Source organism: Kluyvera sp. EC_51, from assembly GCF_019584505.1.
Lineage (GTDB): Bacteria > Pseudomonadota > Gammaproteobacteria > Enterobacterales > Enterobacteriaceae > Kluyvera > Kluyvera sichuanensis.
In genome coordinates this window covers 90,852-117,487 of sequence record NZ_VDAG01000081.1, presented here as the reverse complement: position 1 = coordinate 117,487, position 26,636 = coordinate 90,852, and the positions used below count along the sequence as shown (strand labels likewise).

General features: G+C 53.8%; 26 protein-coding genes and 1 pseudogene. 11 read left to right on the top strand and 16 right to left on the bottom strand.

From position 1 onward, the window contains the following. The 4 genes from FHC49_RS14790 to FHC49_RS14775 all read right to left on the bottom strand — a co-directional run bounded on the left by FHC49_RS14790 (position 1) and on the right by FHC49_RS14775 (position 4,235). Entirely contained in the window at positions 1-1,503 is a 1,503-nt protein-coding gene (locus tag FHC49_RS14790) for an ABC transporter permease (RefSeq protein WP_370631770.1), read from the bottom strand. 94 nt (positions 1,504-1,597) lie between these two features. Further along, the gene (locus FHC49_RS14785; RefSeq protein ID WP_220440178.1) at positions 1,598-2,614 is read right to left on the bottom strand and encodes an iron ABC transporter substrate-binding protein; all 1,017 of its coding nucleotides are present in this window, start codon (positions 2,612-2,614) and stop codon (positions 1,598-1,600) included. 375 nt (positions 2,615-2,989) lie between these two features. Next, on the bottom strand, positions 2,990-3,442 hold the full coding sequence (locus tag FHC49_RS14780) for an NUDIX domain-containing protein (protein ID WP_185666348.1): 453 nt from the start codon (positions 3,440-3,442) through the stop codon (positions 2,990-2,992). Between the two features lie 10 nt (positions 3,443-3,452). Further along, positions 3,453-4,235 carry a helix-turn-helix transcriptional regulator gene (locus FHC49_RS14775; protein ID WP_185666378.1) on the bottom strand — a complete coding sequence of 261 codons (783 nt, stop codon included), beginning with the start codon at positions 4,233-4,235 and terminating at the stop codon, positions 3,453-3,455. A gap of 115 nt (positions 4,236-4,350) precedes the next feature. On the opposite strand from FHC49_RS14775, the gene FHC49_RS14770 reads away from it, so the two are divergent. Continuing rightward, positions 4,351-5,073 carry a type 1 glutamine amidotransferase gene (locus FHC49_RS14770; protein ID WP_220440177.1) on the top strand — a complete coding sequence of 241 codons (723 nt, stop codon included), beginning with the start codon at positions 4,351-4,353 and terminating at the stop codon, positions 5,071-5,073. 224 nt (positions 5,074-5,297) lie between these two features. Here the strand turns inward: FHC49_RS14770 and FHC49_RS14765 are convergent, their stop codons facing one another. After that, positions 5,298-6,059 carry a helix-turn-helix transcriptional regulator gene (locus FHC49_RS14765; RefSeq protein ID WP_185669009.1) on the bottom strand — a complete coding sequence of 254 codons (762 nt, stop codon included), beginning with the start codon at positions 6,057-6,059 and terminating at the stop codon, positions 5,298-5,300. Between the two features lie 101 nt (positions 6,060-6,160). Here FHC49_RS14765 and FHC49_RS14760 point away from each other — a divergent pair, with 101 nt between their 5' ends. Continuing rightward, entirely contained in the window at positions 6,161-7,288 is a 1,128-nt protein-coding gene (locus tag FHC49_RS14760; RefSeq protein WP_220440176.1) for a multidrug effflux MFS transporter, read from the top strand. Positions 7,289-7,299: 11 nt separating this feature from the next. Here FHC49_RS14760 and FHC49_RS14755 read toward each other — a convergent pair whose 3' ends face one another. Next, positions 7,300-7,872: a hypothetical protein gene (locus FHC49_RS14755; RefSeq protein WP_185669011.1), complete on the bottom strand. Its 573-nt coding sequence runs from the start codon at positions 7,870-7,872 to the stop codon at positions 7,300-7,302. A gap of 184 nt (positions 7,873-8,056) precedes the next feature. Here FHC49_RS14755 and FHC49_RS14750 point away from each other — a divergent pair, with 184 nt between their 5' ends. From FHC49_RS14750 to FHC49_RS14735, 4 genes are all read left to right on the top strand, one after another. Further along, on the top strand, positions 8,057-8,827 hold the full coding sequence (locus FHC49_RS14750) for an alpha/beta fold hydrolase (protein WP_185669012.1): 771 nt from the start codon (positions 8,057-8,059) through the stop codon (positions 8,825-8,827). Between the two features lie 65 nt (positions 8,828-8,892). After that, positions 8,893-9,570 (top strand): heavy metal response regulator transcription factor, encoded by a 678-nt coding sequence (locus FHC49_RS14745; RefSeq protein WP_185669013.1) that lies wholly within the window; start codon positions 8,893-8,895, stop codon positions 9,568-9,570. Continuing rightward, positions 9,567-10,967, top strand: coding sequence for a heavy metal sensor histidine kinase (locus tag FHC49_RS14740; protein WP_220440175.1), 1,401 nt, complete (start codon positions 9,567-9,569; stop codon positions 10,965-10,967). The genes FHC49_RS14745 and FHC49_RS14740 overlap by 4 nt, the downstream gene beginning before the upstream one ends. Before the next feature lie 202 nt (positions 10,968-11,169). After that, entirely contained in the window at positions 11,170-11,454 is a 285-nt protein-coding gene (locus FHC49_RS14735; RefSeq protein WP_185669015.1) for a VF530 family DNA-binding protein, read from the top strand. Here the strand turns inward: FHC49_RS14735 and FHC49_RS14730 are convergent. Then, positions 11,444-12,433, bottom strand: a complete 990-nt coding sequence (locus FHC49_RS14730; RefSeq protein ID WP_185669016.1) for a zinc-binding dehydrogenase — start codon at positions 12,431-12,433, stop codon at positions 11,444-11,446. The genes FHC49_RS14735 and FHC49_RS14730 overlap by 11 nt on opposite strands. 213 nt (positions 12,434-12,646) lie before the next feature. Here FHC49_RS14730 and FHC49_RS14725 point away from each other — a divergent pair, with 213 nt between their 5' ends. Together FHC49_RS14725 and FHC49_RS14720 are read left to right on the top strand one after the other, a co-directional pair. Next, positions 12,647-13,930 carry a glycoside hydrolase family 10 protein gene (locus tag FHC49_RS14725; protein WP_370631769.1) on the top strand — a complete coding sequence of 428 codons (1,284 nt, stop codon included), beginning with the start codon at positions 12,647-12,649 and terminating at the stop codon, positions 13,928-13,930. Between the two features lie 276 nt (positions 13,931-14,206). Then, on the top strand, positions 14,207-15,457 hold the full coding sequence (locus FHC49_RS14720) for an AAA family ATPase (RefSeq protein ID WP_220440173.1): 1,251 nt from the start codon (positions 14,207-14,209) through the stop codon (positions 15,455-15,457). Between the two features lie 73 nt (positions 15,458-15,530). On the opposite strand, the gene FHC49_RS14715 is transcribed toward FHC49_RS14720, so the two are convergent. From FHC49_RS14715 to cfa, 3 genes are all read right to left on the bottom strand, one after another. Beyond that, complete coding sequence (locus FHC49_RS14715; RefSeq protein ID WP_220440172.1) at positions 15,531-16,805, bottom strand: type II toxin-antitoxin system HipA family toxin; 1,275 nt, start codon at positions 16,803-16,805, stop codon at positions 15,531-15,533. Further along, a complete protein-coding gene (locus tag FHC49_RS14710) occupies positions 16,798-17,112 on the bottom strand; it encodes a helix-turn-helix domain-containing protein (protein ID WP_185669095.1) in 315 nt (104 codons plus the stop codon). Before FHC49_RS14710 ends, FHC49_RS14715 begins: the two co-directional genes overlap by 8 nt. Positions 17,113-17,293: 181 nt before the next feature. Next, complete coding sequence (cfa, locus tag FHC49_RS14705; protein ID WP_220440171.1) at positions 17,294-18,448, bottom strand: cyclopropane fatty acyl phospholipid synthase; 1,155 nt, start codon at positions 18,446-18,448, stop codon at positions 17,294-17,296. 106 nt (positions 18,449-18,554) lie between these two features. On the opposite strand from cfa, the gene FHC49_RS14700 reads away from it, so the two are divergent. Further along, complete coding sequence (locus FHC49_RS14700) at positions 18,555-19,361, top strand: AraC family transcriptional regulator (RefSeq protein WP_223883240.1); 807 nt, start codon at positions 18,555-18,557, stop codon at positions 19,359-19,361. Here FHC49_RS14700 and FHC49_RS14695 read toward each other — a convergent pair. Then, the gene (locus FHC49_RS14695) at positions 19,358-19,705 is read right to left on the bottom strand and encodes a PerC family transcriptional regulator (RefSeq protein ID WP_185669021.1); all 348 of its coding nucleotides are present in this window, start codon (positions 19,703-19,705) and stop codon (positions 19,358-19,360) included. The genes FHC49_RS14700 and FHC49_RS14695 overlap by 4 nt on opposite strands. Before the next feature lie 260 nt (positions 19,706-19,965). Between FHC49_RS14695 and FHC49_RS14690 the strand changes: the two genes are divergently transcribed. Together FHC49_RS14690 and FHC49_RS14685 are read left to right on the top strand one after the other, a co-directional pair. Then, positions 19,966-20,742, top strand: a complete 777-nt coding sequence (locus FHC49_RS14690; protein WP_220440190.1) for an MBL fold metallo-hydrolase — start codon at positions 19,966-19,968, stop codon at positions 20,740-20,742. 14 nt (positions 20,743-20,756) lie between these two features. Beyond that, complete coding sequence (locus tag FHC49_RS14685) at positions 20,757-21,719, top strand: GlxA family transcriptional regulator (RefSeq protein ID WP_220440170.1); 963 nt, start codon at positions 20,757-20,759, stop codon at positions 21,717-21,719. Between the two features lie 313 nt (positions 21,720-22,032). Here FHC49_RS14685 and FHC49_RS24440 read toward each other — a convergent pair. From FHC49_RS24440 to FHC49_RS14665, 5 genes and pseudogenes are all read right to left on the bottom strand, one after another. Next, positions 22,033-22,143: pseudogene (locus FHC49_RS24440) on the bottom strand (GNAT family N-acetyltransferase); the annotation flags it as partial. Positions 22,144-22,234: 91 nt separating this feature from the next. Further along, complete coding sequence (locus FHC49_RS14680) at positions 22,235-23,149, bottom strand: bestrophin family protein (protein ID WP_185669097.1); 915 nt, start codon at positions 23,147-23,149, stop codon at positions 22,235-22,237. A 289-nt stretch (positions 23,150-23,438) separates the two neighbouring features. Continuing rightward, entirely contained in the window at positions 23,439-24,890 is a 1,452-nt protein-coding gene (locus FHC49_RS14675) for a tagaturonate reductase (RefSeq protein ID WP_220440169.1), read from the bottom strand. A gap of 114 nt (positions 24,891-25,004) precedes the next feature. Then, entirely contained in the window at positions 25,005-25,532 is a 528-nt protein-coding gene (locus tag FHC49_RS14670) for a GNAT family N-acetyltransferase (RefSeq protein WP_220440168.1), read from the bottom strand. A gap of 87 nt (positions 25,533-25,619) precedes the next feature. After that, entirely contained in the window at positions 25,620-26,612 is a 993-nt protein-coding gene (locus tag FHC49_RS14665) for a sensor domain-containing diguanylate cyclase (protein ID WP_185669026.1), read from the bottom strand. Between the last annotated feature and the right edge of the window lie 24 nt (positions 26,613-26,636).

Below are 26,636 nucleotides of genomic sequence, written 5' to 3'. Positions count from 1 at the left end.
TTACAGGCCCGCTAATTTTTGCGACTGCACGTAAAGGAGTCCGGTCAGCGGCAGCGAGATCAGCACCATCAACAGTGCGTAAGGCGCTGCGGCAACATAATCAATTTCACTGGTTAGCGCCCAGAATCCGGTGGAGAGCGTTTTGGTACCCAACGGTGAAAGCAGCAGCGTCGCCGTGAGTTCGTTGGTAATGCCGAGGAACACCAGCGCGCCGCCGGCCGCAGCTCCCGGTGCGGCCAGACGCATGGTGATCCCCCAGATGGCGCGGGCCTGTGTTTTCCCTAAACTACGAGCAACGTTTTCCAGCTCCAGCGGTGCCTGCGCAATACCGGCGCGCAGATTCACCAACCCACGCGGCATAAACATCAGCAGATAGGCCAGAAACAGTGTGAACTCGGTTTGATAAAGCGGACGCAGATAATGGATGGTTACGGTGACCAACGACAACGCAACCACAATCCCCGGCAGCGAGCTGGTGAAGTAGTTGCACGCCTCCAGCGCGCGGAACAGCGGACGCAGGTGACGCACCGTCAGCCAGGTCACCGGGATCCCCGCCAGCATAATGAGCAACGCGCCGCCGGAGGCCAGCACGATGGTCTGGCGCAGCGACAGCCAGAGGTCGGCCTGAGCCCAGTTTTCGATGCCGCCCAGCCACAACCAGCGACAAAGCACCGCCAGCGGCACCACCAGTGCCAGCATCAACACCGTCAGCGAGAAAAGCTGCCCTATCACGCTTAGCGGTAAATTCAGCTGTAGACGATGCTGTTCGCGCGGCGCACCTGAACCCACGCGAGCATAGCGCGCTTTACCACGCGTCGTCCCTTCAAGCGTCAGGAACACCAGGCAGCAAAGTGCCAGCACGCCCGCCAGCATATTGGCCGCCGGGCCGCTAAACGTCGACTGGAACTGATCGTAAATGGCGGTGGTAAAGGTATCAAAACGGATCATCGCGTACAGGCCATATTCCGCCAGCAGATGCAGGGTGACCAGCAACGCGCCGCCCCAGATAGCCAGTTTTAGCTGGGGCAGAACAATACGGAAAAAAGCGGCCAAGGGCGGCGTGCCTAATGACGCGGCGACATCTTCTAGTGTCGGATCGAGGCGGCGCATTACCGCAGAGACCGGAAGATAAATGAAGGGGTAGTAAGCCAGCACCGAGAGAAAGACCCCGGCACCTAGGCCATGAATGGACGGCACCGCACTGACCCAGGCGTAGCTCTGCACAAAGGCCGGGATCGCCAGCGGCGCGACGGCCAGAACTGACCAGATACGGCGCCCGGCCAGGGTGGTTCGTTCCGTGAGCCAGGCAAGCATCACCCCTACCAGCACACAGAGCGGAACGGAAATGATCACCAACAGCAGCGTGTTGCTGAGCAGTTCAGCAACACGCGGACGGAAAATGAGTGCCTTGACCGTGTCCCATCCGGTGTCAAAACCAATCACCACCACAAAAGCCGGGGGGATCATCGATAACAGCGCGAACAGTATCGCGAGCAAAATCATCGTCAACGCCGGACGGCGTCGCATCCCACTGCGCCGGAGATCCGACGCGTGGGTAATATTAACCACTGACATCAGGCACTCACCACTACATCAATTAAAGAAGGCCAGCTTGCGTCATCAAATCAATGACTTTTTTGTTGTTGAGCGTGGAGGCTTCAACTTTTGGTGCATCCAGATCCTTCAGCGGAACCAGTTTCGGGTTGGAGGCGGCATTCACGCCCACTGCGTATTCAAACGCATCGTTGGTGCGCAGGCTGTCCTGACCCGCTTTGCCGGTGATGTATTTCACGAAGGCCTGTGCCTGCTGCTGATGTTTGCTGGAAGCCAGTACGCCGCCACCGGAAATGCTGACAAACGCGCCTGGATCCTGGTGTTTGAAGTAGTGCAGCTGGGTGTTTTTACTGTTTTCACCGGTTTTCGCCTGATCAACAAAACGGTAGTAGTGATAAATCACCCCGCCATCAATTTGGCCAGCGTTGACAGCTTTCAGCACCGTGCTGTTACCTTTGTAGGCCACGAAATTAGTTTTCATCCCTTTCAGCCATTCCAGCGTCGCTTTCTCGCCTTTCAACGCCAGCACTGCACTGACGATAGCCTGGAAATCAGCACCGGATGGAGACGCGGCCCAGCGCCCTTTCCACTCAGGTTTCGCCAGATCCATTAACGATTTTGGCAGCTGGGATTCATTCAGCTTAGCCGGGTTGTAGACGAACACGGTGCTACGCGCCGCGATACCAATCCAGCGCCCGTGTTCTGGACGGTAAGCCGGAGCAACCTGGTCCAGGGTGGCTTTATCCAGCGGCGCAAACAGCTTCGCGTTATCAACCAGCACCATCGCCGGGGAGTTTTCAGTCAGGAAAACGTCAGCAGGAGATGAACTGCCCTCCTGTACCAGCGCGTTGCCCAACTCGCTGTCGCCGCCGTTACGCAGCGTCACCTTGATGCCGGTCTCTTTGGTGAAACCGTCAACCCAGGATTTCACCAGGTTTTCATGCTGGGCGTTATAAACCACAAGACCGTCGCTGTTGTCCGCCGCGCTGGCGAACGGTGTTAACAATACAGATGAGGTCAGCACCGCAATGGAGCAGAGGGATGAGAAACCAAACTTCATACGTTAATCCTTTATAGAAATGAGTAGATAACACCTGAATGCATAGCGAGTGGATTAAAGCACATCAACATGAAGATGGTAATGATAATGATTTCAATTATCACATAACGGTATGAAATAGGGAGAATGATAAGAATGTTGCAATAAAAATCCTGAATCGCAACCTTGAGGGTCGATAAGGTTAAGAAATCCTTAAGAAAATATTTATGGTGGGGTGTTCAACCACGTTAGGCGGTTCTACCTTTTGAATTACTGACTTTAAACCGGAGGAAACATCTGCTTCTGGCATGAAGATGGGGATACGGATGAGTTGAAGGTCCGCTGAGAGCGAAAAGCGGACATTAAAATTCAGTTTGAATTAACATTCGTTGTTGATTAGTTGCCTCTGCCACGCTCCAGAAGAGATTCTGAAAAACTTTGGTGCAGCGTTTCCACTAAGGGCATTAGTTGATTTTCTGTAAGTGGGGCCAATAGTAGAGATTTCGAACCGTCAGTGGAATACCAGATAACTTCTTCGATCTCCGCTGCTGGCTGAATATCGCTTGCAGTAAGGACACAGTGATAAATATCAGCAATAACGACGCGGCCTGGCTCGTTTATCGCTTTATCAGTGAATCGCCCAACGTAGCTAAAGTCCTGGCCTGTCAGGTTAAGATTCAGCTCCTCTTGCAGTTCTCGCGATAGGGCCGCGACAGGGGATTCATCTGGTTCCATTTTACCGCCTGGCTGAATAAAGTGAGTCGTGCCACGTTTTCTGACCAGCAGACAGCGCCCGGATTCGTCAGTAATGATGGCTGAGGCAATGCAGATATCTTGATTGGTATTCATTGTTTCCTCTTTACGATAACGGGTTAGTAAAATCGCGTGGCGTTGAATCCAAAATGGAGCGAAAAGCAGCAGTAAATGCGGCTGGACATGAGAAACCTAGCTGAAAAGCAACCTGTTTGATTGGGATGCCATTCGCGAGAAGATCTAACGACGCACAAATTCTGGCTCTCTGCCTCCAGGTTCTGTAACTAAATCCAGTATCCTTAACAAACAATCTCGAAAATGTACGTTCAGACACGGCTGCAATAAAAGCAAGCTCACTCAGCGATATATCCCAGCGCTGATTAATCAGCAACTCTCTGACTGCATTGAATAATCGCTCGTCATGTGGCATTGGAAGCTCCGCAGCTAATGGGGGAGCCTCGCTGAGAATTTCCAGAAGCAACAGAGCCATTTTCCGTTGGCTCGGTTCGTTGTAGTCCTCACTGAATAGCCCAGCTATCAACTCTTTCACAAGTGCCGTAGCAGTAATCACATGCACCTGGCTACTCTTCGTAAAGTTCGTGCATTCTGCTATGAGGCTGCTGCTGAAATAGATAGCCCGTAGGTCTGTTTGTGAAAGCAGGTTGTAACTATGGATCTGAAGAGGCGGTAACCATAATGCACGCTGGGGAGGTATTACCCAGCGGTTACTCTCTGTTTCAACCAGCATCACCCCCCTGGAGGCAAACAGTAGCTGTCCCTCAACATGATGATGTGGAGGATCTTCCTCTCCACGTTGATAGCTTATCGCTGTGCCTGACCAGCCAGTTGCTTCATCATGTCTTGGCGCCTTATCTATACTACCTGGCATTTCAGATTTAGCTCCTGCAATTATGATATCAAAGTTGGAACCACCCGCTGTACAGCCGTAATGGGTGAGTGATTTATTATTCAAATTATCATCGATATTACAGGAGCATATCCTAATGCGAGTCCACTTTATCGTACATGAAAGTTTCGAAGCCCCAGGGGCTTATGAAACATGGGCAAGAAATCAGGGTCATGATGTGACGTACTCACGTGTGTACGCTGGTGAAGTGTTACCAGCAAACGCCGAAGGCATCGATTTTCTGATCGTTATGGGCGGTCCGCAAGACCCAACCATTACTCTGGAAGAATGCCCGCACTTTGATTCCAAAGGTGAACAGGCATTGATTGCTTCTGCGGTTCTCTCGGGTAAAGCCGTGATTGGTATCTGCCTCGGCTCACAGCTAATCGGTGAAGCGCTGGGCGCACCGTTTGCTCACAGCCCTGAAAAAGAGATTGGTAAATTCCCGATCACTTTAACTGAAGACGGCTGCAAGGATGAAATGTTCTCTCACTTTGCTAAAACGCTTGAAGTTGGTCACTGGCATAACGACATGCCAGGTCTGACCCCGGAAGCAAAAATTATCGCTTTTAGCGAAGGCTGTCCGCGCCAGATCGTTTCTTATTCAGACCGCATCTTTGGTTTCCAGTGTCATATGGAGCTAACCCTGGAAGTTGTTGAACAGCTGATCGCTCATTCAGAAAAAGGCCTGAGCCTCGCCGCAGAATATCGCTTCGTTAACACCCCTGCTGAACTTCGTGCTCATGATTACAGTGAAATGAATCAGGTCTTGTTTGGATTCATGGATAAGCTGGAGGCACGTTACAAAGCAGCTCAATAAAAAACTAACGCCCGGCGATACTTGTTACCGAATATTAGTTTCAATGTCCGCTTATGGCACAAACCTGAAGCGCCCCCCCATCGCTATCAGGCACTTCATCTGCTCCCGTATAAACCCCGGCGTCGCTGCGCTCGGCCGGGCTACGATGAGGCCAGTCTACTCGGGGGAACCCTACAGAAAGGGGTTAGCCAGATGACAATCCTGTCATCTGGCGGAAGGCTCCGCTATCTCGGCGAGTAGCGTGTCGGCGTGGTGCCGGTATGCTGACGGAAAAAAGCGATGAATGCGCTGTCACTAACAAACTCAAGCCCTTGCGCGACATCGCTTAACGAGAGTCCATCGGACAGCATTTCCATGGCCTTCAGTAGCCGCCACTGCTGCCGCCAGCTTTGATAATTCATGCCGGTATCTTTGACAAAAATACGGCTTATCGTGCGCTCAGAGGCACCTGCCTGCTGGGCTAACTGACCCAATCTCGGCGGTAAATCTCCCTTATGCACCCTATCCAACCAGTCGTTCAGGCGTGGGTCTGAGGGGAATTTTAGCGTCCAGTTTTCCTGACGTGCGCGCTGCATTTCCTCACTAAAAACGGTAATCAGGCTGGCCTGTTGCGCGGCTTCCATACCCCAGGGCCAGAACGCCATTCGTTCAATAACCTCAAAAAAGAGCGGGTTCACTTCGACTATCTGCAGCGGCAGCGTCGATAGCGGTAATGTCGTTGAAAAATAGAGAGAGCGATAGGCCAGCACGCCGCGCATAATGGCGCGGTGAACGATGCCTGCGGGGATCCAGGCAGCCCGGCCCGGCGGCAGCAGGCACAGGGTTTGATCGAGTTCAATGGTGATGCTTCCTGCCGCCGAAAAGAGGAGTTGATGGCGCTGATGGCTGTGCCGCCCGGAATCATGCACGCCCATATCGGACGCGATGCCGACAACCGGTTCATTAAAACGATCCGGGTCGAATATATCGCTGGGGCTAATCTTCATGAATTGTCCGATATTTGATAGATAATGTCTTTAATATGGTAATAAGACACCCGTGCGTTCGCAATAATACGCCTCAATTTTCTGACGCACTGGATCTCATCATGAATATCACCACCCGTCCGCCCTTATGGCTGCTGACGCTGCTAATTATGTTTCCGCAACTGGTGGAAACCCTATATAGCCCGGCGCTGCCGGACATCGCCCGCGCATTTGAGGTTAGCCACGAGCGCGCCGCTCAAACGCTTTCCGTATACTTTATCGCTTTTGCGGTCGGGGTAGCGCTGTGGGGCTGGCTATGCGACCACATCGGACGTCGGCCAGCCATGATGGCCGGGCTGGTCTGTTATGGCGTGGGCGCCACAATGGCCGTTGTCGCCAACGATTTTACCCTGTTGCTACTGGCGCGTATGGTGGCGGCAATAGGAGCCGCTTCCGGCTCCGTTGTGGTGCAGACGATGCTGCGCGATTGCTATGAATCAACCGCCCTCGCCCGTGTGTTTTCGGTTATGGGAGCCGCGCTCGCGATGAGCCCGGTTTTTGGGCTGGTTAGCGGCGGTTGGCTGGTCAGTCTGTATGGTCATACCGGCGTCTTTTTTGCGCTAGTATGGCTGGCGTTATTGTTGCTCATACTCACGTTCTTCGCCCTTGCAGAAACACGACCGAATAACGTGAAGAGGCCACGAGTTGCCGAGATTGCCTGCCGTATGGTGCGGGACGGCACGCTCTGGAAAAACGCCATGCTCGTTGCTCTACTGAATACCATGCTGTTCAGTTACTACAGCCTGAGTCCCTTTCTTTTCGCACAATTGGGCTGGAGTTCAACGGCATTTGGCTGGACGGGATTCCTGCTGGCGATCGCTTCACTACTGGGGAGCCTGTTGAACCGGAGACTGCTCACCTCCGGCCTGACGCCAGAACGATTGGTGTATTACGCCTGCATTCTGGCGCTGCTCTCCGGTGTCGTCGCATGGGGGTTGCAACATTCCGCGTGGGTACTGATTCCGGTTGCTGGCGTGGTGGTTGCCTACGGCATCGCAATACCGAACGTGCTGAGCCAGGCGTTGCATCGCTACCGGGAGCAGGCCGGGGTTGCTGGCGCGCTGTTCGGGCTAAGCTACTATCTGCTGCTGGGGACCTTACTCGGGCTCGCCGGTATGGTGCAGCAGTTGGGGCTGGTTCTGACGGTCTGCGCGCTGATCGCCTGGCGATGCAGCACGCCCCGACGCTAAGTTGCCTGGCCCTATATGCAAGGCCCGGTCGCGCATCCGTACATCATATACAGTGGGAACAACGGGATTAATGGGATCATCGCGATGGTGCCCAGAGTGGTAATCGATTGGGTCTTATCGCTGATGGAGACCACAATCGGTTGTTCCAGCCGATACGGCGCAGACAGGTCATCAGATTCATCAGATAACACCCAGAAGCCGCTGGCTTTAAACATCACTCCAAGATGATCGTTATCAATCGGCTTCGCCTTATACTGATTCACCAGCACGGTTTGTTGCTCAGCATCCACTTTGCGCTTATCAATCACCACCAGGTACTCCGCCGTTAGCTCGTGGTTCTCGGCCACAAAGTTAACTCGTACACCGGAAGCCTGTTGATGAAAGCGATCGTAGAATGTTTTATAGCGCTGATACTCCTGAGGCATGCCCGCGCGCCCGAAACGATAGCTGTATTTTTTTGAACTGGCGATAATGCCGGTATCATCCGGTTTTATCGCCACAATGGTATCCGTTGGCGGCAAGTTTGGCGTATTGGCGCATCCAGCCAGCAGCAGAACAGCCAGCAGTGAGAGGTATTTCAGCATGTTAACCATCCCGGTTGATCATTTTTATCTCCCTGTTTACCACATCATCAACCGCTTGCCACCTCCCTGATTTTTAGACCTACGACTTTCCGTTGTCATTTTTTTGTCATTTCAGCGTCAGCACTTTGTGGGTCCCAGGCCACTACAGTAGCCATGACCCCATTGCTGAATCTGAGGATTAACCATGAAATTACGCCATCTTACCGTTCTGAGTTCCCTGATACTGGGCGCATTAAGCCCGCTCGCCGCACAGGCGGACACACCGCAGGAAGTTAAAAATATCGTGCTGGTGCACGGCCTGTTCGCCGACGGCTCCAGTTGGGGAAAAGTGATCCCATTGCTACAGGCAAAAGGCCTGCACGTCACGGCAGTGCAGAACCCAACGACCTCTCTGGATAATGACGTGGCGGTGGTGAAACGCGCGCTGGCACAGCAAAATGGCCCGGTGATTCTGGTAGCGCACTCGTACGGCGGTATGGTGATAAGTCAGGCGGGAGATGAGCCGGAAGTGAAAGGGCTGGTCTATATTGCGGCCCGCGCACCGGAGGCCGGGGAAGATTATCCGGCATTAACCAAACGATACCCTGCGGCGCCAGCGTCGGCGGGCCTGAAATGGAGCGACGATGGCTACGGCGCACTGAGCGAATCGGCGTTTATTCATGATTTTGCCGGTGACCTGCCGGAACGCGAAGCCAAGGCCTATTACGCCGTGCAGCAACCAATCGGTAAAGCGATTACCCAGGCTAAAACTACCGTTGCCGCCTGGCAGCACAAGCCAACCTGGTATGCAGTATCCACGGAGGATCGCACTATCAACCCGGATCTGGAGCGTTTTATGGCGAAACGAATGCATGCGCAGACCATTGAGCTGAAATCCAGCCACGTCTCTCTACTCTCGCAGCCAGAAGCGGTGGCTAACCTGATAATGAAAGCGGCCCACGTGCCGGGATACTAAGGTTATACTGACAAAATTGGGGCGCTTTCCGCGCCCTTTTCTCTACTTTTTACAGGACCCGCTGGGTGAAAATCCTCATTATTGAAGACGAAGCGAAAACCGCCGCCTATCTGGTGAACGGGCTAAATGAAGCGGGTTATACCGTGGACTGGGCTGCCAACGGTATCGACGGGCTGCATCTCGCGCGGGAAGAACGTTATGACCTGATATTGCTGGATGTCATGCTGCCGGAAATGAACGGCTGGACGGTCATGGAACGCTTACGTACCCATAGCCAGATTCCGGTGCTGTTTCTGAGCGCACGCGGGGCGCTGGAGGATCGCCTACGCGGGCTGGGCCTGGGCGCCGACGAATATCTGGTGAAGCCATTTTCCTTCGCCGAGCTGCTGGCACGTATTCGTATTATTTTGCGCCGCGGCCAGCGTCAGCCAGAACCAGAAGCACGTCTCTCGCTGGCGGATTTGGTGGTGGATATCGAAAAATTTCGCTGCGAACGGGACGGCAAACTCATCACGCTCACCAACAAAGAGTTTAAGCTGCTGGTCTGCTTTCTACAGCATCCCGGCCAGGTGCTCTCACGAACGTTTCTCGCTTCCCGCGTCTGGGATATGAATTTTGACAGCGACACCAACGTGGTGGACGTCGCGGTACGTAGGCTGCGGCAAAAAGTGGACGATCCCTTTAGCGAACGGTTGATTCATACCGTGCACGGTGTTGGATATCGCTGCGAGAAAGCGCCATGAAGCGCAGGTCCCTGACTTTTCGATTAGCCGTTCTGCTGGCGGCGTTCTCCTTTGCGGCCTTAACCGTGATGGGCAGCGCACTCTACTATGGGCTGCGCCAGCAGCTCACAATACGCGACGATGCGGCACTGGTCTCTCGCGTCGACCAGATCAGCACGCTGCTGCGGGATCTTGATGCCCGCCAGTTGATCCACGAAAAGCCCCATCTGTTTGCCAATATGCTGGGCAACACGGAGTCGTTGTTGATTATCCGCTACGTTGGCGGGCCCACGCTGCTGGAAGTCAATCCGATGCGGCGCGATATTCCGGCCGTTACCCCCGTTGCTGGCAACCAGCGGCTGACGCCCGCCGCCGTACATCATGCCAACAGCGCGGACGGCACGCCGATGGTCTATATGGCGGCAATCAGTCCGTCGGCCAACGACCAGCCGCCGCTGGAAATTCTCTCAGCCAGAGTACTGAGCGAGCGCACCCATATTCTTGAGGCGTACCGTACCAACATCATACTTTTTACCGCCATGATGGCGGCAATTTCCGTCATACTGGCGGTTATTTTCGCTCGCCGCGGGATGTTGCCGTTGCATCAACTTGCCGAACACACCGCAAAAATCGGCACACAAACGCTCTCTTCCCGCCTCGATAAACACGGCGTACCGACCGAACTGGATGCCCTGATCGACTCGGTAAATGCGATGCTTGAAAGACTCGAGCGTGGATTCCAGCAACTTAAACAGGTCAGCGCGGATATGGCCCACGACCTGCGCACACCGATTAACACCCTACTCGGTCAGACTGAAGTGGGCCTAGGCGCGGCTCGCGATAATCACTATTACCAGCAGCTGCTGGGGTCAAACTTCGAAGAGCTACAGCGCATGTCGCGGATGATCGACAATATGCTGTTCCTCGCCCAGGCGGAGCAGCCTGACCGGGCCATCCAGCGCCACAAGATAAACGTCACCGAAGAGATTCAGCGCCTGAGTGACTATTTTGAGGATCTGGCCGCCGATCGTGGCATCTCCTTCCACGCCCAGGGCAGCGGAACGGTGTACGCCGATGCCCAGTTGCTGCGCCGCGCGCTGGCAAACCTGCTGTCTAACGCAGTGCGTTACGCCGAACCGCAAAGCGTGATTACGATAGCGGTCGCCGCCGAAGCAGACGGCATGGCTATCCGGGTGATAAACCGAGGGGAAACTATCTCGCGCGCTCATCAGGATAAACTGTTCGATCGTTTTTACCGGGCCGATCCTGCACGCCACGATTCGGCGCACTCCAGCGGTCTGGGTCTCTCTATCGTGCGTTCGATAATGCAGTTACATCAGGGGCGATGCTGGGTAGAAAGCGAGGGTGGTATCACCTGTTTCGAGCTGCGGTTCCCCGATAAACATTTAACTATTTGATTTTAAACTATTTCGTTGTTTTATCGTGCGCTACGTGAATTCTGCTAATTTAGCAGTATCGTTGTGCGTCAGAATCCACGCAAAACCGCCTGAAAAATGAGCAGTATTTCAACCGCTCAACGCGAGTCATTGCCGGAGGTTCCGCTTTCTTGTAACCTTCCCCCCGCTCACTCTTTTTCACTCAATGTTTAACGGACCCCGCATGACAGCACATATTTCAAAAGATCCTTTGCACGGCGTCACTCTGGAAATGCAGGTCAATGCGCTGGTGGCGCGTTATGGGTGGGATCAATTGAGCAAGCTGATTAACATCAACTGTTTTAAGAATGAGCCGAGCGTAAAATCGAGCCTCAAGTTTCTGCGCCGTACGCCGTGGGCGCGCGCAGAAGTAGAAGCCCTCTACCTCGACTCACTGTCAGGTGATGTGGATATCGCGCCGGAAGAACCGGCGTTCAACCCGTGGGGAACCGGTCGTTCTAAGGGTTAACTCGCACCAGCGGTTTGCCGCTGAACTGACGGTGACGGAGCTGGTCCAGTAGCTCCGGCAGCTTATCGAACCCGGTAGCCACCGTCTCTTCTGCCACCAGACGACCAGCGGCGAGATCGGCCATTATCTTCTCACCCGCAGCGGTGAGCTGCTGCCAGGCTTCATCATCGCCATACCAGTGCAGCGCGCCGAGCGCCACTTCATGCATCGACAGGGTTCTACCGAACGGCGCGCAGGGCCACTCGCTTAACCGCCCCTGAATCGCAATGATATGGCCGTTGGCCTTCAGCGCTGGCGTCAAGCGAGCGGCGTGATCTTCATTCACGCTGTCAATCACCGCATAGAACGACGCGGCATCCGCCTCTGGCCAGGATTGCCCTGCGGCTAATGGCCCGGCAATACAGCGCTGCGCGCCCATTGCCTGCAAACGCTGCCAGTGGCGCTGGTTACACATCGCGGTCACCGCAAATCCTCTCGCCGCCGCAAACTGAACAAGATAATGCCCCACCGCGCCGCCGGCGCCGCTAATCAGCAGCGGCGCATTAGGGATGACGGGCAGCTTTTCGATAGCCAGCCAGGCGGTCAGCGCCGGGCATGGGATACTTGCCGCAGTGTCAAAGCTCACCGCATCCGGAACGCGCATCAGGGCGCGGGCGGCAACCGGCGTGTGTTCCGCGTAGCTACCAGGTTTCGCCAGGCTTTGATGATACGCCACCCGCTGGCCGAGCCAGCTGCTATCAACCCCTTCCCCTAGCGCGACCACCGTGCCCGCACCGTCAACGCCTGGGACATGGTCCTTCTCCCAGTCAATTAACCCCGGCCCCAGCACTTTCCAGTCAACCGGGTTTAGTCCGATAACCGCATTGCGTACCAGCACTTCGCCGGTAGCCAATGACGGAACGGCGATACGTTTCAGCTCAAGCGCGTCCGGTTCGGCGCTGCCTTGCCAGGTCCAGGCAAGATGTGAGTGTTCAGACATAGGGCTTCCTTACTTTTTTCGGGATGAATATCCATCAACGATAAGAAATTCGTAGAAATAAGGCAAATGACATATCAGGATGATCGTTATCATTTCGTGTGATATCAGCGCTGCTAATTGATTGACTTCATCTTAAATAGTACGAGAATGTTCTCACTCGATTTAACCCGAATAACGGCACCTATGATTCTCAGTTCTTTTAGTTTATTCCGTATGTCGAAAACAAAAAAAGCCGCCGCGCTGATTGCCGCTGCGTTATTTCTGGTCAGCTGTGACTCAAAGACTCCCGTTAAGTCGCCTTCTAACGTCAATACTGGCAAAACCCAGCAGAGTAATGAACCGATGCGTGGTGTCTGGCTCACTACGGTATCTCGCCTCGACTGGCCACCGATTAGCTCCATCAATGCCAGCAGTAGCATGCAGCGCGTGATTCAGCAGCAGGCTGCACTGCGCGAGAAGCTCGATAAGCTGAAAAGCCTTGGTATTAATACCGTCTTCTTCCAGGTTAAGCCTGATGGTACGGCACTCTGGCAGTCCAACATTTTGCCGTGGTCTGAAACGCTGACCGGCACTATCGGCCAATATCCAGGCTACGACCCGCTGCAGTTTATGCTGGATGAAGCGCACAAGCGCGGCATGAAGGTACACGCGTGGTTTAACCCGTATCGTGTTTCTACTAACATCAAACCATCCACCGTGACGGCATTAAATAATACGCTGTCGATGACGCCGCCGAGCGTTTACGTTCTGCATCGCGACTGGATCCGCACCGCGAGCGACCGCTTCGTACTCGACCCGGGCATCCCGGAAGTTCGCGACTGGATAACGAGCATCGTGGCTGAAGTGGTCTCCCGCTATCCGGTTGACGGCGTGCAGTTTGACGACTATTTCTATACCGAAACTCCCGCTTCAGCGCTCAATGACAACGCGACCTACCGCCAGTACGGCCAGGGCTTTGCATCAAAAGCCGACTGGCGTCGCAACAACACGCAGCAGCTGATTGCCCAGGTTTCTCACACCATTAAACAGCTCAATCCAAAGGTCGAGTTTGGCGTGAGCCCGGCGGGCGTCTGGCGTAACCGTTCACACGATCCGGCCGGTTCCGATACGCGCGGCGCGGCGGCGTACGATGAATCTTATGCCGATACTCGCCAGTGGGTGCAGCAGGGTCTGCTCGACTATATTGCCCCGCAGCTTTACTGGCCGTTTGCCCGTGATGCCGCGCGCTACGATGTGCTGGCAAAATGGTGGGCCGACGTGGTGAAACCAACCAATACCCGCCTTTATATCGGCATCGCGCTGTATAAAGTGGGCGAACCGTCGAAGAATGAGCCAGACTGGACGGTTCAGGGCGGCGTGCCGGAGCTTAAAAAGCAGATTGATATGAACGAGTCCGCGGCAAATATCGATGGCACAATCTTGTTCCGCGAAGGCTACCTCGAACAGCCGCAAACTCAGCAGGCGGTTGATTATTTAAAAAGCCGCTGGGGTAATTAATCATCAGCAGGAACCGGCAAGCGATCGCCGGTTCCTTTAATATTAATGGTAATAAGTTAAGATGGTGTGAATGGGTGTTATTAACCATCTTGTAGTTTCCTGAAAACACCAAAAAACAGTTGCGAGGCTTATCCGGCTGCCAGTAGTATCGAACAAAAGGCATTAGCATCGCCTCAAATAATAATAAATCAATTCCACCTCGTTTATTCTTTCCGCTTAGGTTACCCCAATAACTCCCCATTAACGTTCGCGTTATTCTCGAAATATATGAGTACTATGACTAAAGAAACAGCTATATCTCGTCCTCAGTGGACGAAAAAAGATACCATCTGGATGATGGGTGTTTATGGTGCTACTGTTGGTGCAGGCACGCTTTTCCTACCAGTGGAAATTGGTACCCGCGGCCCGCTCGTCTTTATTCTGCTACTCCTTCTTGGATTCCCGCTATCGTTAGTGCCGCACGTGCTGATTTGCCGCGTCTTTATGCGCGACCAGCAGGGGCATGACGGCGAGGATCGGACGCTGCCGCTGTTTGGATCGTTCTTCGGGCCAAAGGGCCGTCAGGCGATGAAGCTGTTTTTCTGCGTGGCGCACTATCCGGTGACGCTGGTGTACGCCCTCAGCCACTTCCTGACCGAGCGCTTGCACATTGCCGGTATTAACCGCGCCACGCTGACGCTGGTGGTGCTGTTGATCCTCCATCTGGTGCTGAGCAAGGGCCGCGACCGGGTTGTCAGTACCATGAGCGCGCTGGCGCTGCCGTTTGCGATTGCCATTATCGTTATCGCCGCCTCGCAGATTCCGGCATGGGACATCAACAACGTGACGCACGCCTGGCAGCAGACCCACGCCTCAACGGTTGGCAGTTCGCTGAAAGATTTGTGGCTGACGCTGCCGCTTATCGCTTTTTCCCTCTGCTCTGCCCCGCTGATTCCTGCGCTGGCCTCCTGGTATCGTGAACCGGGTAACGGCGGCGAGGAGCAGTCGGTACGGGTTATCCGTCGCGCTTACGGGCTGATTTTCTTCAGTATTATCTTCTTCGTACTGAGCTGCATTTTAAGCACGCCACGCGAAACCTTTGAGATGGCGAAAGATCAGAACCTGAACGTGCTGTCGGTGATTGGTAGCAACGGCGGCATGAGCGCGCTGCTTTATCTGGCGCCGTTTATTGCGATTCTGGGGATGACGAAATCCTTTTTAGGCATTTCGATGCCGGTAGCCGAAACCTTTAACGTCCTGGCGACCGATCTGTTTAAGATTAAACGAACCAGCCATATTAAGCGGATTAAATTAATCACGTCGGTGGTGATGTTTATTGTGACATCGGCGGTGGTTTATATTAACCCTGACGTCATTAATATGATTGAAACCCTCTGCGGGCCGTTAATTGCGATCTTCCTGTTTGTGATCCCAACCTGGCTAATTTTCACCCGTCCTGCGCTGAAAGCCATGCGCGGATTTACCGCTGTGATGGTAATGGCGAGCGGCGTATTAACCGTTTCGGCGCTGCTGTATGCAATGTTTTGATTGAGATAAGTGAGGGGTGGTGCAAACTGCCCCTCACCCCAACCTCGCCCCTTTGGGGCGAAGGAATGAATGGTCAGAGTGGCTTTTTTAATCGACTGATATTATCGCGAATCTGCCGCTGAATCTGACCCAGCGTCTCTTCGGTAATCCGGCCTGGATATAGCGACCTTGCGGTATCGGCAAACGCGTTACCCACCGCGCTAAACGCCTCTATTTTTTCGTCAATCTGTGCCAGCGTAAGCTCGGCCTCCTGTTCACCCAGCGCCACCATATGCTGGCGTTCAATATCCAACGCTTCCCCCATCACGTCCATCTGATGATAGCCACCCGGCCCATCGTTGTAGGTGACGTCAAAAGCGGGAGCCAGCGACCATTGGCCGTTTGCCGCCATCAGATAGGCGAAGTTTTTTGGGTGATCGTCGCGGTTATTAAAGATGACGTTAAACAATACGCGTTCAAAGGCACGAGCCTTCTCCCGCACATCGTTGGTGCACAGATGAGTGGCGCGCAGGAAGTTCACGTAGTCCAGCGACCCGGCAACCTGATAGTTTGCGCCAGTAAAAGCGGCAAGGCTTTGCATTGGCACACGCATACCGTCCTGGCGGTCAAAGCGCTTGCTGGCAAAAGCGGCCTGCCCACCTGGCAGCGCGAAATAAGCGGTGTCCGGCGCGGCGATACCGCACTGACGAAGGCACTCACCGTAGACAGCTTCAATGGCACACACTTCAGGGTGCTCTTGCTGCGCCGGGAATTTCACCAGCCAGCTTTCAAGTTCGGGTTCGGCGACCGTCGTGAACTGCCCCGTTTGTGGGTGGCGATACAGCAGCACCTTCGGCCTTGCGCCCTGAGGCGAGCCGCCCATTTGTAGCAGCTTTTGCAGGAACTGGCCGCCTTCACCGCTCAGCACCGCCTGAACTTCCTGTGCCAGCTGTGCAAGCGGCACATTATCTTTCGCGGCTAGCGGGTCATCAGTCTGGAGAGGATGAAAGGTCATCGCCCCCATCGCGGCGTTGCCAATATAGGTCAGACGTTCCAGCGGCCCAATGCGCGCGGCGTTGAGTCCCCGGCGTTTGAATAGGCGATCCATCAGCAGCATCCCCCAACCGTCGGGTAGCGCATCGTAAACCGGACCCGGCAGGCCAAGCTGGTGGGCGGGAAAATCCCGACGCAAGCGCGGGCCATTAAGCGGCAGCGTCAGGCGCGCTAGCTCCAGCCCTTTGCGTACGGCGTCTTCGCTGTATTCAAAGGCAATCATTGGCCGCCCGGTCAGCGCAGTTGAGGAAACCAACCGGCCCCATAGCCAACGCTCTCCCCAACCTTCGTAATAGATGTCGACCTGATTAGGCATCGTCGTGCTTCCTCTTTACCCGGTGGCGCGTGGCGCTTTTTTCATAGCGCAGGATATCGTCCAGGCTCTCAATCTTTGGCTTAAACAGCGTTTCCAGCTCACCGGCGAAGCCCAGTACCATCGCCACCCTGACCAGGCTATCAAAATTGACGTTACGCCCGGCTTCCAGGTTAGAGACTGTGTTAACCCCGACACCGGCGCGCGCTGCGAGGTCAGCCTGGGTCATTTGCTGTGAAAGCCGCTCCTGGCGCAGTCGGCCGCAGAGCAGTTTGACAATTTCTGCTGGTTTGCTAAGTGATAAATCCATCATAGAGTGGCTTATCCAGAATAATTCAGGTTAATACCCAATATTATAGAATTAAGCAGTAAAAATGGAAAGGTTGTGTAACACACAAAATATGAGATTTAACGAATGAATAGCGAGATAAGAGACAATATAATGGAATTAACTTAAAAACACGCCGCCAGAAGGCGACGTGCCAAAGCCATTAGCGATAGACGTACATGCCGCCTTCGGCACCACGGCTGAATAACACCTGCCAGAGCTCGATATCACGTGCGCGGAACGCCCCGGCGCAGGCGCACAGATAGTAGTTGAACATGCGGCGGAAACGCGGCGTGTAGTTGGACGACAGTCCCGGCCATGCCTGGTTAAAACGCTGGTGCCACGCCATCAGGGTTTTATCGTAATCGCTGCCAAAGTTATGCCAGTCTTCCATAATCAGGCGTGACTCGCTGACGCTGGCAATCTGGCGAATCGACGGCAGGCAGCCGTTCGGGAAGATATATTTGTTGATCCACGGGTCGACGCTGAGCCCGGTCTGATTACTGCCGATGGTGTGCAGTAAAAACAGCCCATCGGGTTTAAGACAGCGATCAACGACGCTGAAGTAGGTATCATAGTTTTTCGGCCCAACGTGCTCAAACATCCCGACCGACACAATACGGTCGTAGCCAGTGTTAAGGTCACGATAGTCCTGCAGCAGGATGTTCACATCCAGCCCTTCGCAGCGCTGCTGTGCCAGCTTTTGCTGTTCGCGAGAAATGGTAACGCCGTCTACGCTGACACCGTAGTTCCGCGCAGCATAAGCCGCTAACCCGCCCCAGCCGCAGCCGATATCCAGCAGGCGCATACCAGGTTTAAGCTGCAGTTTTTCGCAGATCATTTTCAGCTTGGCGTTTTGCGCCTCATCCAGCGTCTGTGCGTCACGCCAGTAGCCGCAGGAGTACTGCATATGTGGGTCGAGCATCAGTGCAAAGAGATCGTTGCCAATATCGTAGTGTTCTTTGCCAACAATCCATGAACGGCTGCGTGACTGAAGATTAAACAGACGCGCGCTGACAACGCGTAAAATATCCCTCAGGTTGCCGGGCACCTGTTTATCCAGCTTTGCTTTCAGGATTTTGCAGAACAGAATATCCAGGCGTTCGCAGTCCCACCACCCTTCCATATAGCTTTCGCCCAGACCCAGCGAACCCTGCTGAAATACACGCTTAAAAAAGTCAGCGTGATGAACCTGAATATCCCATGGCCGGGCACCATTGATTTTAATATCGGCCTGACTGAGCAGGTCATTCCCCATCCGCGACCAATTATCGTTCAATTCATCAATGCTAATTACGTCTGAGCAAACCGTGGCCATGTTTCTTATCCATAAATGAGTCAATATGCTGTGCAGAAGATTATTATGGATAAGCTGATGGTATGTATTATGATGTGAGGACAATATTTATCGAACAGATGCCATAATGATGGACGATCGCACCCCTTTCACGCTTCAGCAGGCTAAACAGTGGTTTTCATCGCAAGATGACTCGATGAAAGAGCTGCCGCAGTCGGTCTATTTTCGTTCGTATGTGCTGGAAGCCAGCAACCATGTTGCCGAACATAGCCACGCCTTTGCCCAGTTTCATTTTGCGCGCAAAGGCAGTATGCGGATTGATGTTGCGGGTAAATGTTGGGTCATCCCCGCGCATTATGGTATCTGGATCCCACATAACACCGTGCATGCGGTGTGGGCGCTGGATGACGTACATCTGGAAAACCTGGATATTGACCCCGACTTTTTACCTGCGCCCATCAGTGATTGTAAAGTGGTCGCCATCAGCGATTTTGTGCGAGAGTTTATCCACTACGCCACCACCACCACGCCAGAACGTTATGATATTGCAGGCAAAGAAGGCCAGTTAGTCAGCGTGCTGCTGGATGTGATTTTGAAACTACCGGAAGTGGAGTTAATGCTGCCGTGGCCGCACGATGCGGCGCTGATCAAAGTCTGCAGGACGATTCAGGAGTCGCCGGGCCTTGAACACGCGATGGAGGATTGGGCTCACCACCTTGGGATGTCGGCCCGCACCTTTTCCCGCCATTTTAAGAAAGAGACCGGCATGCCGTTTAGCGCATGGAAACAGAAAATGCGTATTCTGGAGTCGGTCATTCATCTGAAGCAAAATAAGAATGTAACGGCCGTTGCGCTGGAGGTGGGCTATTCCAGCACAGCCGCCTTTAGCTACGCTTTCCGCCAGGCATTCGGCGTGCCCCCATCCAGCTATTAATGGATGGTCTTATTCCTGGGGTTATATTTATAGATAAAGGCAATCGAACGGCCGGTCAGATGCTGTATTTCTTTAATGCTATGGCCCTGCGCCAACAGTTGTTGAATCTTAACTTTATCGCGCTCTACATCCTGCTTTCGGCTATCCCGACTGACCGCTACCGGCGTATTAATTTGCAGCTGTAGATGGCAGGCGCTTATTTTGTCCCACGCCAAACGACACTGCTCCTTCGTAGCATCAAAATGCGTCGATATCTCCTGCCAGATGCGCAGAGCGCGGCGATAAAAACCCTTAGATTCGTTGCATTGAGCAAGCATAATGAGAGCGTTGACTTCTGCGGTCATAATCAAAAACCCACAAGTGAATGAGTGGAACGCGAGTGCGCTGTGGCTTAATTCATTTGTATGATAAATACATTATCCACACCCTGTCTACGCCTTTACCGGCCGAATTTCATACTCATTTTTCATGATAACTATGCCCGGATGGCATTAATGCGTTTTAAATTGGCCCAATCACATCGAAAGTTGGCTTTTAGCCAGCGGCGTGGGAATATCACAACGCGCATACTGTGATTATCGAAACAGAGCACGAGGATGCCACCATGAACATTACCCAGATTCGCAACGCCACCCAGCTGATTACCTACGCCGGAAAACGCTTTTTAATCGACCCGATGCTGGCGCCAAAAGATGCTTATCCTGGCTTCCCCGGCACGGCGCGCGCAGAGGTGCGTAACCCGATGGTCGACCTGCCGTGCCGCCCTGAAGAGCTGCTGGATGTCGATGCGATTATCGTCACCCATACCCACCCAGACCATTGGGATGAAACGGCGGCGAAAATTATTCCCAAATCAATGCTGATTTATGTGCAGAACGCTAGCGATGAAGCGCTGCTCCGCTCCCAGGGATTTACGCAGCTACAGCAGTTGTCCGCAACCAGCCGCTTCGGCGATATCGCGTTGATCAAAACCGATGGGCAGCACGGCTCTGATGCACTCTATGCGATTCCAGAACTGGCCGAACGACTGGGTGAAGCCTGTGGCGTCATTTTCCAGCATCCGGCGGAGAAAACGCTCTACCTGATCGGTGACTCCATCTGGATTGACGGCGTGGCGAATAACCTGCGCCATTACCAGCCAGGCGTGGTGATTATGAACACCGGCTGGGCGCACGTGCTGGGCTTCGGTCCGATTATCTTTGGTCTGGAAGATGTGTTGAAAGCGCATCAGATTGTGCCTGAGGCACAGATCGTGGGCACCCATATGGAAGCTATCAATCACTGCTTAGTCACCCGCAGTGCACTGCTGGCCTATGCTGAAGATAACCAGATACTCGACTATGTTAATGCACCTAAAGATGGTGACACTGTCACGTTTTAACGGAGAATAGCCCTATGTCCACCACCTCGGTTGCGATCGTGGCCAGCGAAGGATTCAGCACCTTTCACTTTTCCGTACCGCTGATCCTGTTCGGTAATAGCGTGAGCGAAACACCGCGTTTCACGCGTTATATTTGTGCCGAAACGCCGGGGCTGGTGTGGTCAAAGGAAGGCACCGCCGTGCAGGCTGATAGCGATTTTTCCGTGCTCGCCGGGTGCGATATCGTCATCGTCCCCTTCTGGCGACACGTGGATGAAAAACCATCACCAGCGCTGCTTGAAGCGCTGATTCGCGCTCGCCAAAACGGCGCAACCCTGGTGGGATTGTGTCTCGGCACCTTTGCGCTCGCTTATGCGGGTTTACTCGATAATCGCCGTGCCGTCACGCACTGGGAATTTGAGAAAGCGTTTGAACGACTTTTTCCCCGTGCCCGACTTGATGTTAACGTCCTCTATACCGATGACGACGGTATCATCACCTCTGCCGGTACCGCCGCGGCGCTGGACTGCTGTCTGTATGTTATTCGCCAGCGTTTTGGCGCGCGCATCGCTAACCAAATCGCCCGCCGAATGGTCACGCCGCCCTACCGTGAAGGCGGCCAGGCGCAGTTCATTGAGCAGGTGGTGCCGCACCGTACGGGCGATACGCGGATTAATCAGCTGCTGACGTATTTGCAGGATAATCTCCATCAGGCGCATCAAATTGATGTGCTGGCAGAACGGGCTGCCATGAGTCGTCGAACCCTGACCCGCCATTTTCAGAAAGCGACCGGTATGTCGATTGGTGAATGGATAACCACTGAGCGTCTGCGCCGCAGTCAGACGCTACTGGAGAGCAGCACGCTTTCGATTGAACAGGTGGCGGAACGTTCCGGTTTTCAATCATCCATCACCTTTCGGCAGACGTTCCGCGAGAAACTGGGCGTCAGCCCGGTAGAGTGGCGCAAAACCTTTCAGGGGATGGCGAGCGAGCGCTAGCGAAAATGTTATCCACAGAAACGGTGCACAACCTTGTGGGTAATTAGCCTAAAAGCCGTTGATTATCTGAAGATTCATCCGCTGCTTAAGGGCGCAGCAGTGGTCTGCGCCCGAACAGGAGTGCATCATCGAGGGATTAGCGGCCTACCAGTTGAAGGCGCGAACCAGCGATAAATCCCAGGCGGTTGCGAAGAGTGAAATGAACACAATGATGTTCACGGCAGTTTCGATTCTTTTTTCCATTTTGATTCTCCTTATGTCGGTGCAACCATTAAACATGGAAAACCTTAATGATTTATTCTGCTCGTTTACCTTAAAGCGTAACAGAATAGCGGACGAAATCGTCGGCTGCGACAAACTCATCATAAAGCTTACGGGCCGGATTATGAATACGCGTATGCCAGTAGAAGCGTGACCATCCCTGCTCTTTCGCCTTGTTTAGCACAAATTGCTGCTGTAGAAACCGTTGTACCCTTCCTATCGTCTTCCTGTACAGCGCGTCACCGACCCCTCTCTTAACTCAGCTGATAGTACTTATCGACGGTGATCCGGGCGGGTATCTGCGACTCATCATTCATCTGCAGCAAATCTATTTCGATAGCGTTACAGATAGCGTCCAGCGGTAAATCATTATTTTCCATACCGAAGGGTTCTTCAAGCTCTTCTGCCAGGGTATCAAGTGAGATAAAGGTGTACGAAATCAGCACCGAAATAAACGGCGTCATGTAGTGCAGGTCAACGACCAGCGCAAACGGCAACATGATGCAGAACAGGTAGACAGTACGGTGCAAAATCAGCGAATAGGCAAACGGCACCGGGGTATTGGCGATACGCTCGCAACCAGCCAGTACAATAGACATGTCGTTCAGACGAATATTCAGGCTGTGGAACAGAATATCGGACAGCGCGCCTGAACGGCGGCGTTCTGCAAGCCAATCGCCCATGATAAGCAGAATACGGTTTGCCGGTGACTGCGCGGCTAATACCTGCGTCAGATGCGCTTCGCAGAGGTACTTAGCCAGCACCGCGCGCGTCGGCTGGCGGCGTAACGTCAGGCGCAGACAGTGTGCAAAAGCAATCTGTAGGCGGACAAACTCCCCTACATGTGGGTCGTCATGCAGCGTATTTTTCACTTCGCGCAGCAGCGAACGTGAGGCAATCATCAACTGGCCCCAGAGCTGTCGCGCTTCGACGTAGCGGGCATAGCAGGCGTTATTGCGAAAACCGAGGAATATCGCGATGGCCACGCCCAGAATGCTGAACGGTGCGACGGTGAGCTTAAAGCCTAACGAGGAGTACCACGGCAGGATGAGGATCACCACTATCGAGAGCAGGAAATTGAGCAGTAAGCGAGAGTAGATTTTCGGCAGTACAGAGCCGTGCCAAACGAAAATGCGTGCCAGCCAGTGCTGGTGTGGACGAACGATCATGAGTTTTTCAATCAGGTTAATAAGTTGTGTATTAAACGTGATCTCAGTCATGTATTCAAGCAGTACTGGCGGTGTAATGGTATGCTTACGGGCCCCATTTTGTGCTGTTTAGCCTTGTTGGCACGGGGTTCAGGTGTGGATATATAAAAGGCATTTAATGTATGTTGTAACTAATTAGGTGCTTGAGTGAAAATACGGTGCGACTCCGGAGTCGGCTTCGCCTCGTCCGGGCTACATTTGTAAAAAACCCGGCCGGAGCCGGGTTAGTTAGATGCCTGTATGGGGTCGATTAGCAGAGCGGTTGTACCGCTTTACGCATGCCTTTAGCCAGAATGGCGTCGAGATCTGCTGAAACCTGTTCGACCAATCCATCAACTTGTGTAAGATCTTGTTCCCAGTGTTCGCTCACGGACAGTACGGCTTTCACCAGATCGGTGGTGCTAATCTGCTGGTCGCGATGCTGAGCCCACAGCTGCTGGTAGCGGTCAATCCAGTGCGCGTCGTCCTGCACCGGGTACGCTTCGCCGTTACGCTCTGCGCGGTAGAAGGCAATCAGCGCGGCCAGCGCAAAAGTCAGACGTGCAGGCAGTTTACCGCTCGCCTTCTGCCCTGCCAGCAGCTGCGGCAGGATACGGGTGCGGAACTTGGTCATGCCGTTCAGCGCGATGGAAAGCAGCTGGTGTTTGATGTACGGGTTACGGAAACGACCGGTCACCGCGCTGGCGAAGGATTCCAGCTCGTCTTTTGGCAGATCCAGTACCGGAATGATCTCTTCATAGATAGCTTTTTCAACGAACGCGCAGATTTCTGCATCGTTCATCGCTTCGCCCACGGTATCAATCCCCGCCTGGAATGCCACTGGAACCAGCGCCGTGTGTGCGCCGTTCAGGATAGCGACTTTACGTTCTTTATACGGTTTGATGTCGTCAACGATCAGCACGTTCAGCGCCAGTTTGTCCAGACGCAGTTCGCTGGCCAGTGATTTTGGCCCCTGAATAACAAACAGATAGAAGTGCTCTGCGGTATCGAGGAAACCGTCTTTATAGCCCAGTTCCGCTTCCAGCTTAGCGGCTTCATCACGCGGGTAACCGGTGACGATACGGTCCACCAGCGTAGAGCAGAAGGCGTTAGATTCATTCAGCCAGGTCATAAATTCAGCCGGCAGCGCCCACTCCTGCGCGTAGCGAACCACCAGCTCGTGCAGCGCTTCACCGTTGTAGTCGATCAGTTCGCAAGGAATGATCACCCAGCCTTTATCCGCCGCACCGTTGAAATGAGTGAAGCGTTCGAACAGCAGACGCGTAAGCTTAGCCGGGTAGCTTACCGCTGGCGCATCATCAAATTTGTCACCCGCATGGTAGCTGATGCCCGCTTCGGTGGTGTTGGAGAACACGAAGCGCATGTCCGGGTTGTGAGCCAGCTTCAGGTATTCCGCGTAGTCGGCGTAGGCGCTGATTTCACGGTTAACGGAGCGGATCAGGCGTGCGTCACTGACGGCTTCGCCCTTCTCATTCAGACCACGAATAATTGTAGTATAGAGGCCATCCTGAGTGCTCAGGGACGGCGGGAAATTGCTCGCAATAGGACGAACGATGACCACACCGGAATTCAGGTCGGTATGTTCGTTCAGCAGGTCAATCTGCCAGTCAACGAAGGCACGCAGGAAGTTGCCTTCACCGAACTGGATAATGCGTTCAGGGTAGTGGGCACCGGGGAAATCATGGCGGTTCAGTGTTTTCACAATGGGTTCCTTTCTGGATTAGTCATACAACCTGCTAAATTGGTCTAATAACTTATCAGATTTTCCGCTTATGAAACCGTGTTTTGATCAAAAGTGAGAGAATAAATAGTGAATCTATAAAAATTTGTAAAATAAGGAGGTTGCCGTCAGTTCGCCATCTGGCATATAGGCATAGCGCGGCAGTTCGCCCGCTTTCTGCCAACCGCAGCGCGCATAGAAGGTCTCCGCCCCACTACCGGTGGCGGTATCCAGCACCAGCACGCTTTTCTGTGCATCAACGGCAATCTCTTCCAGACGCTGCATCAGCGCACGAGCAATACCGCCACGACGCGCGCACTCATGCACCAGCAGCTTCGAGACATCGGCGCGATGCGGCTGGTTCTCCGGCTGGTCGATAACTAATTGTACCGTCCCGACAATCTTGTGGTCGCTATCTTTCGCCACCAGCACCACGCGTTCCGCACGAGCAACACTCGCCGCCGTTTTCTGCCAGAACGCCCGCGCCTTTTCAACGTTAAAAGGCAGCATAAAGCTCACCGACGCGCCACCGTTAACGCAGTTGCTAAGCACATCGGAAAGCGGTTCGAGGTGCGCAAGAATGTCAGCCTCAGAAAAGGTATGCAGAGTAAAAGGTGCGGTCATGTTGATTCTCCTTGTTAGCGTGCTACACACTATCACGCTAACAATTTGATAACACAACAGGCTTAATCATTGGATTTTCTTATGCCGCTAATGGGCGAAGATCTGATTTTTTCCGCGACGTTTCGCTTCGTAAAGGGCGCTATCTGCCGCCTGCAGCCAGTCGGAAACTTCGTGCATGTCCGGTAAAGCATCGGCAATACCAATGCTCAGGGTTAGCGTCTGATGATGATCCGGTCGGTCCGTTACCACCGCCGTGGCATCCATAATACGCTGGGCAATACCGCGCCCCTCTTCTAGTGTGGTATCCGGCAGCAGGATCACAAACTCGTCGCCTCCAAGCCTTGCCGGCGTATCGGTACCGCGCGTCGCCATCTGCAATATCTGCGAGACGGTTTTCAGCATCACGTCCCCGACCTTATGCCCGTGACGATCGTTTATCTCTTTGAAGTTGTCGAGATCGATAAACATCAGCAGCGAGTGGCCATAGTTCTGCTTCAACCGGACAAGCTCCCAGGCGATACGCTGTTCAAGCAGACGACGGTTAGCAATATCAAGCAGCGGATCCAGCATTGCGATACGTTCCAGCTCCTGGCTTTTCAGCCGCAGCTTCACCGCAATACTGTCGGTCAACAGACTCAGGGCCAGCACGTAGAGAGAAATCAGCGGCAACGTTGCCAGCATAGTCTGCTGCGTCACCTCGCCATAAAACGGCATCCCGGTCAGCACCCAGGTGCCGGCGAAAACGGACAGCATCATCACCGCCGCTTTACGCATCAACGGGATCCCCCCGGCAGAGAGACGATCCGCCAGCAGGATCGTGGCAATCGTCACCGAAGGCAGCGGGTTCAGTGCCATTAAGGCAATCCAGAATCCCCCGGCCCCGGCATCAAATAGCAGGTTCTGGTATTCAGCATCGCGGGGTATAGGCGCACGGACGGCGCGCAGATAGGCAACCGTTGGCCAGATAAACGCATTGCACGCCAGCAGCAGTTCAAAATAGACCGGCTGATGGCGTTCAATAAGCACTGACACGATCGGCAGGAAGCAAAGAAAGGTACCGAGCATCCGCATCAGATACATACGTCTGACAAACCGGGTTCCCGT

Excerpts from the sequence above, each read along its gene's own strand:
- FHC49_RS14695 (WP_185669021.1), bottom strand. The coding sequence starts at position 19,705 with ATGACCGCAGAAGTCAACGCTCTCATTATGCTTGCTCAATGCAACGAA.
- FHC49_RS14740 (WP_220440175.1), top strand. The coding sequence starts at position 9,567 with ATGAAGCGCAGGTCCCTGACTTTTCGATTAGCCGTTCTGCTGGCGGCG.
- FHC49_RS14730 (WP_185669016.1), bottom strand. The coding sequence starts at position 12,433 with ATGTCTGAACACTCACATCTTGCCTGGACCTGGCAAGGCAGCGCCGAA.
- FHC49_RS14690 (WP_220440190.1), top strand. The coding sequence starts at position 19,966 with ATGAACATTACCCAGATTCGCAACGCCACCCAGCTGATTACCTACGCC.
- FHC49_RS14710 (WP_185669095.1), bottom strand. The coding sequence starts at position 17,112 with ATGGATTTATCACTTAGCAAACCAGCAGAAATTGTCAAACTGCTCTGC.
- FHC49_RS14790 (WP_370631770.1), bottom strand. The coding sequence starts at position 1,503 with ATGATTTTGCTCGCGATACTGTTCGCGCTGTTATCGATGATCCCCCCG.
- FHC49_RS14765 (WP_185669009.1), bottom strand. The coding sequence starts at position 6,059 with ATGAAGATTAGCCCCAGCGATATATTCGACCCGGATCGTTTTAATGAA.
- FHC49_RS14725 (WP_370631769.1), top strand. The coding sequence starts at position 12,647 with ATGTCGAAAACAAAAAAAGCCGCCGCGCTGATTGCCGCTGCGTTATTT.
- FHC49_RS14680 (WP_185669097.1), bottom strand. The coding sequence starts at position 23,149 with ATGATCGTTCGTCCACACCAGCACTGGCTGGCACGCATTTTCGTTTGG.
- FHC49_RS14780 (WP_185666348.1), bottom strand. The coding sequence starts at position 3,442 with ATGAATACCAATCAAGATATCTGCATTGCCTCAGCCATCATTACTGAC.
- cfa (WP_220440171.1), bottom strand. The coding sequence starts at position 18,448 with ATGGCCACGGTTTGCTCAGACGTAATTAGCATTGATGAATTGAACGAT.
- FHC49_RS14670 (WP_220440168.1), bottom strand. The coding sequence starts at position 25,532 with ATGACCGCACCTTTTACTCTGCATACCTTTTCTGAGGCTGACATTCTT.
- FHC49_RS14760 (WP_220440176.1), top strand. The coding sequence starts at position 6,161 with ATGAATATCACCACCCGTCCGCCCTTATGGCTGCTGACGCTGCTAATT.
- FHC49_RS14700 (WP_223883240.1), top strand. The coding sequence starts at position 18,555 with ATGATGGACGATCGCACCCCTTTCACGCTTCAGCAGGCTAAACAGTGG.
- FHC49_RS14770 (WP_220440177.1), top strand. The coding sequence starts at position 4,351 with ATGCGAGTCCACTTTATCGTACATGAAAGTTTCGAAGCCCCAGGGGCT.
- FHC49_RS14755 (WP_185669011.1), bottom strand. The coding sequence starts at position 7,872 with ATGCTGAAATACCTCTCACTGCTGGCTGTTCTGCTGCTGGCTGGATGC.
- FHC49_RS14785 (WP_220440178.1), bottom strand. The coding sequence starts at position 2,614 with ATGAAGTTTGGTTTCTCATCCCTCTGCTCCATTGCGGTGCTGACCTCA.
- FHC49_RS14750 (WP_185669012.1), top strand. The coding sequence starts at position 8,057 with ATGAAATTACGCCATCTTACCGTTCTGAGTTCCCTGATACTGGGCGCA.
- FHC49_RS14735 (WP_185669015.1), top strand. The coding sequence starts at position 11,170 with ATGACAGCACATATTTCAAAAGATCCTTTGCACGGCGTCACTCTGGAA.
- FHC49_RS14685 (WP_220440170.1), top strand. The coding sequence starts at position 20,757 with ATGTCCACCACCTCGGTTGCGATCGTGGCCAGCGAAGGATTCAGCACC.
- FHC49_RS14775 (WP_185666378.1), bottom strand. The coding sequence starts at position 4,235 with ATGCCAGGTAGTATAGATAAGGCGCCAAGACATGATGAAGCAACTGGC.
- FHC49_RS14715 (WP_220440172.1), bottom strand. The coding sequence starts at position 16,805 with ATGCCTAATCAGGTCGACATCTATTACGAAGGTTGGGGAGAGCGTTGG.
- FHC49_RS14665 (WP_185669026.1), bottom strand. The coding sequence starts at position 26,612 with ATGTATCTGATGCGGATGCTCGGTACCTTTCTTTGCTTCCTGCCGATC.
- FHC49_RS14720 (WP_220440173.1), top strand. The coding sequence starts at position 14,207 with ATGACTAAAGAAACAGCTATATCTCGTCCTCAGTGGACGAAAAAAGAT.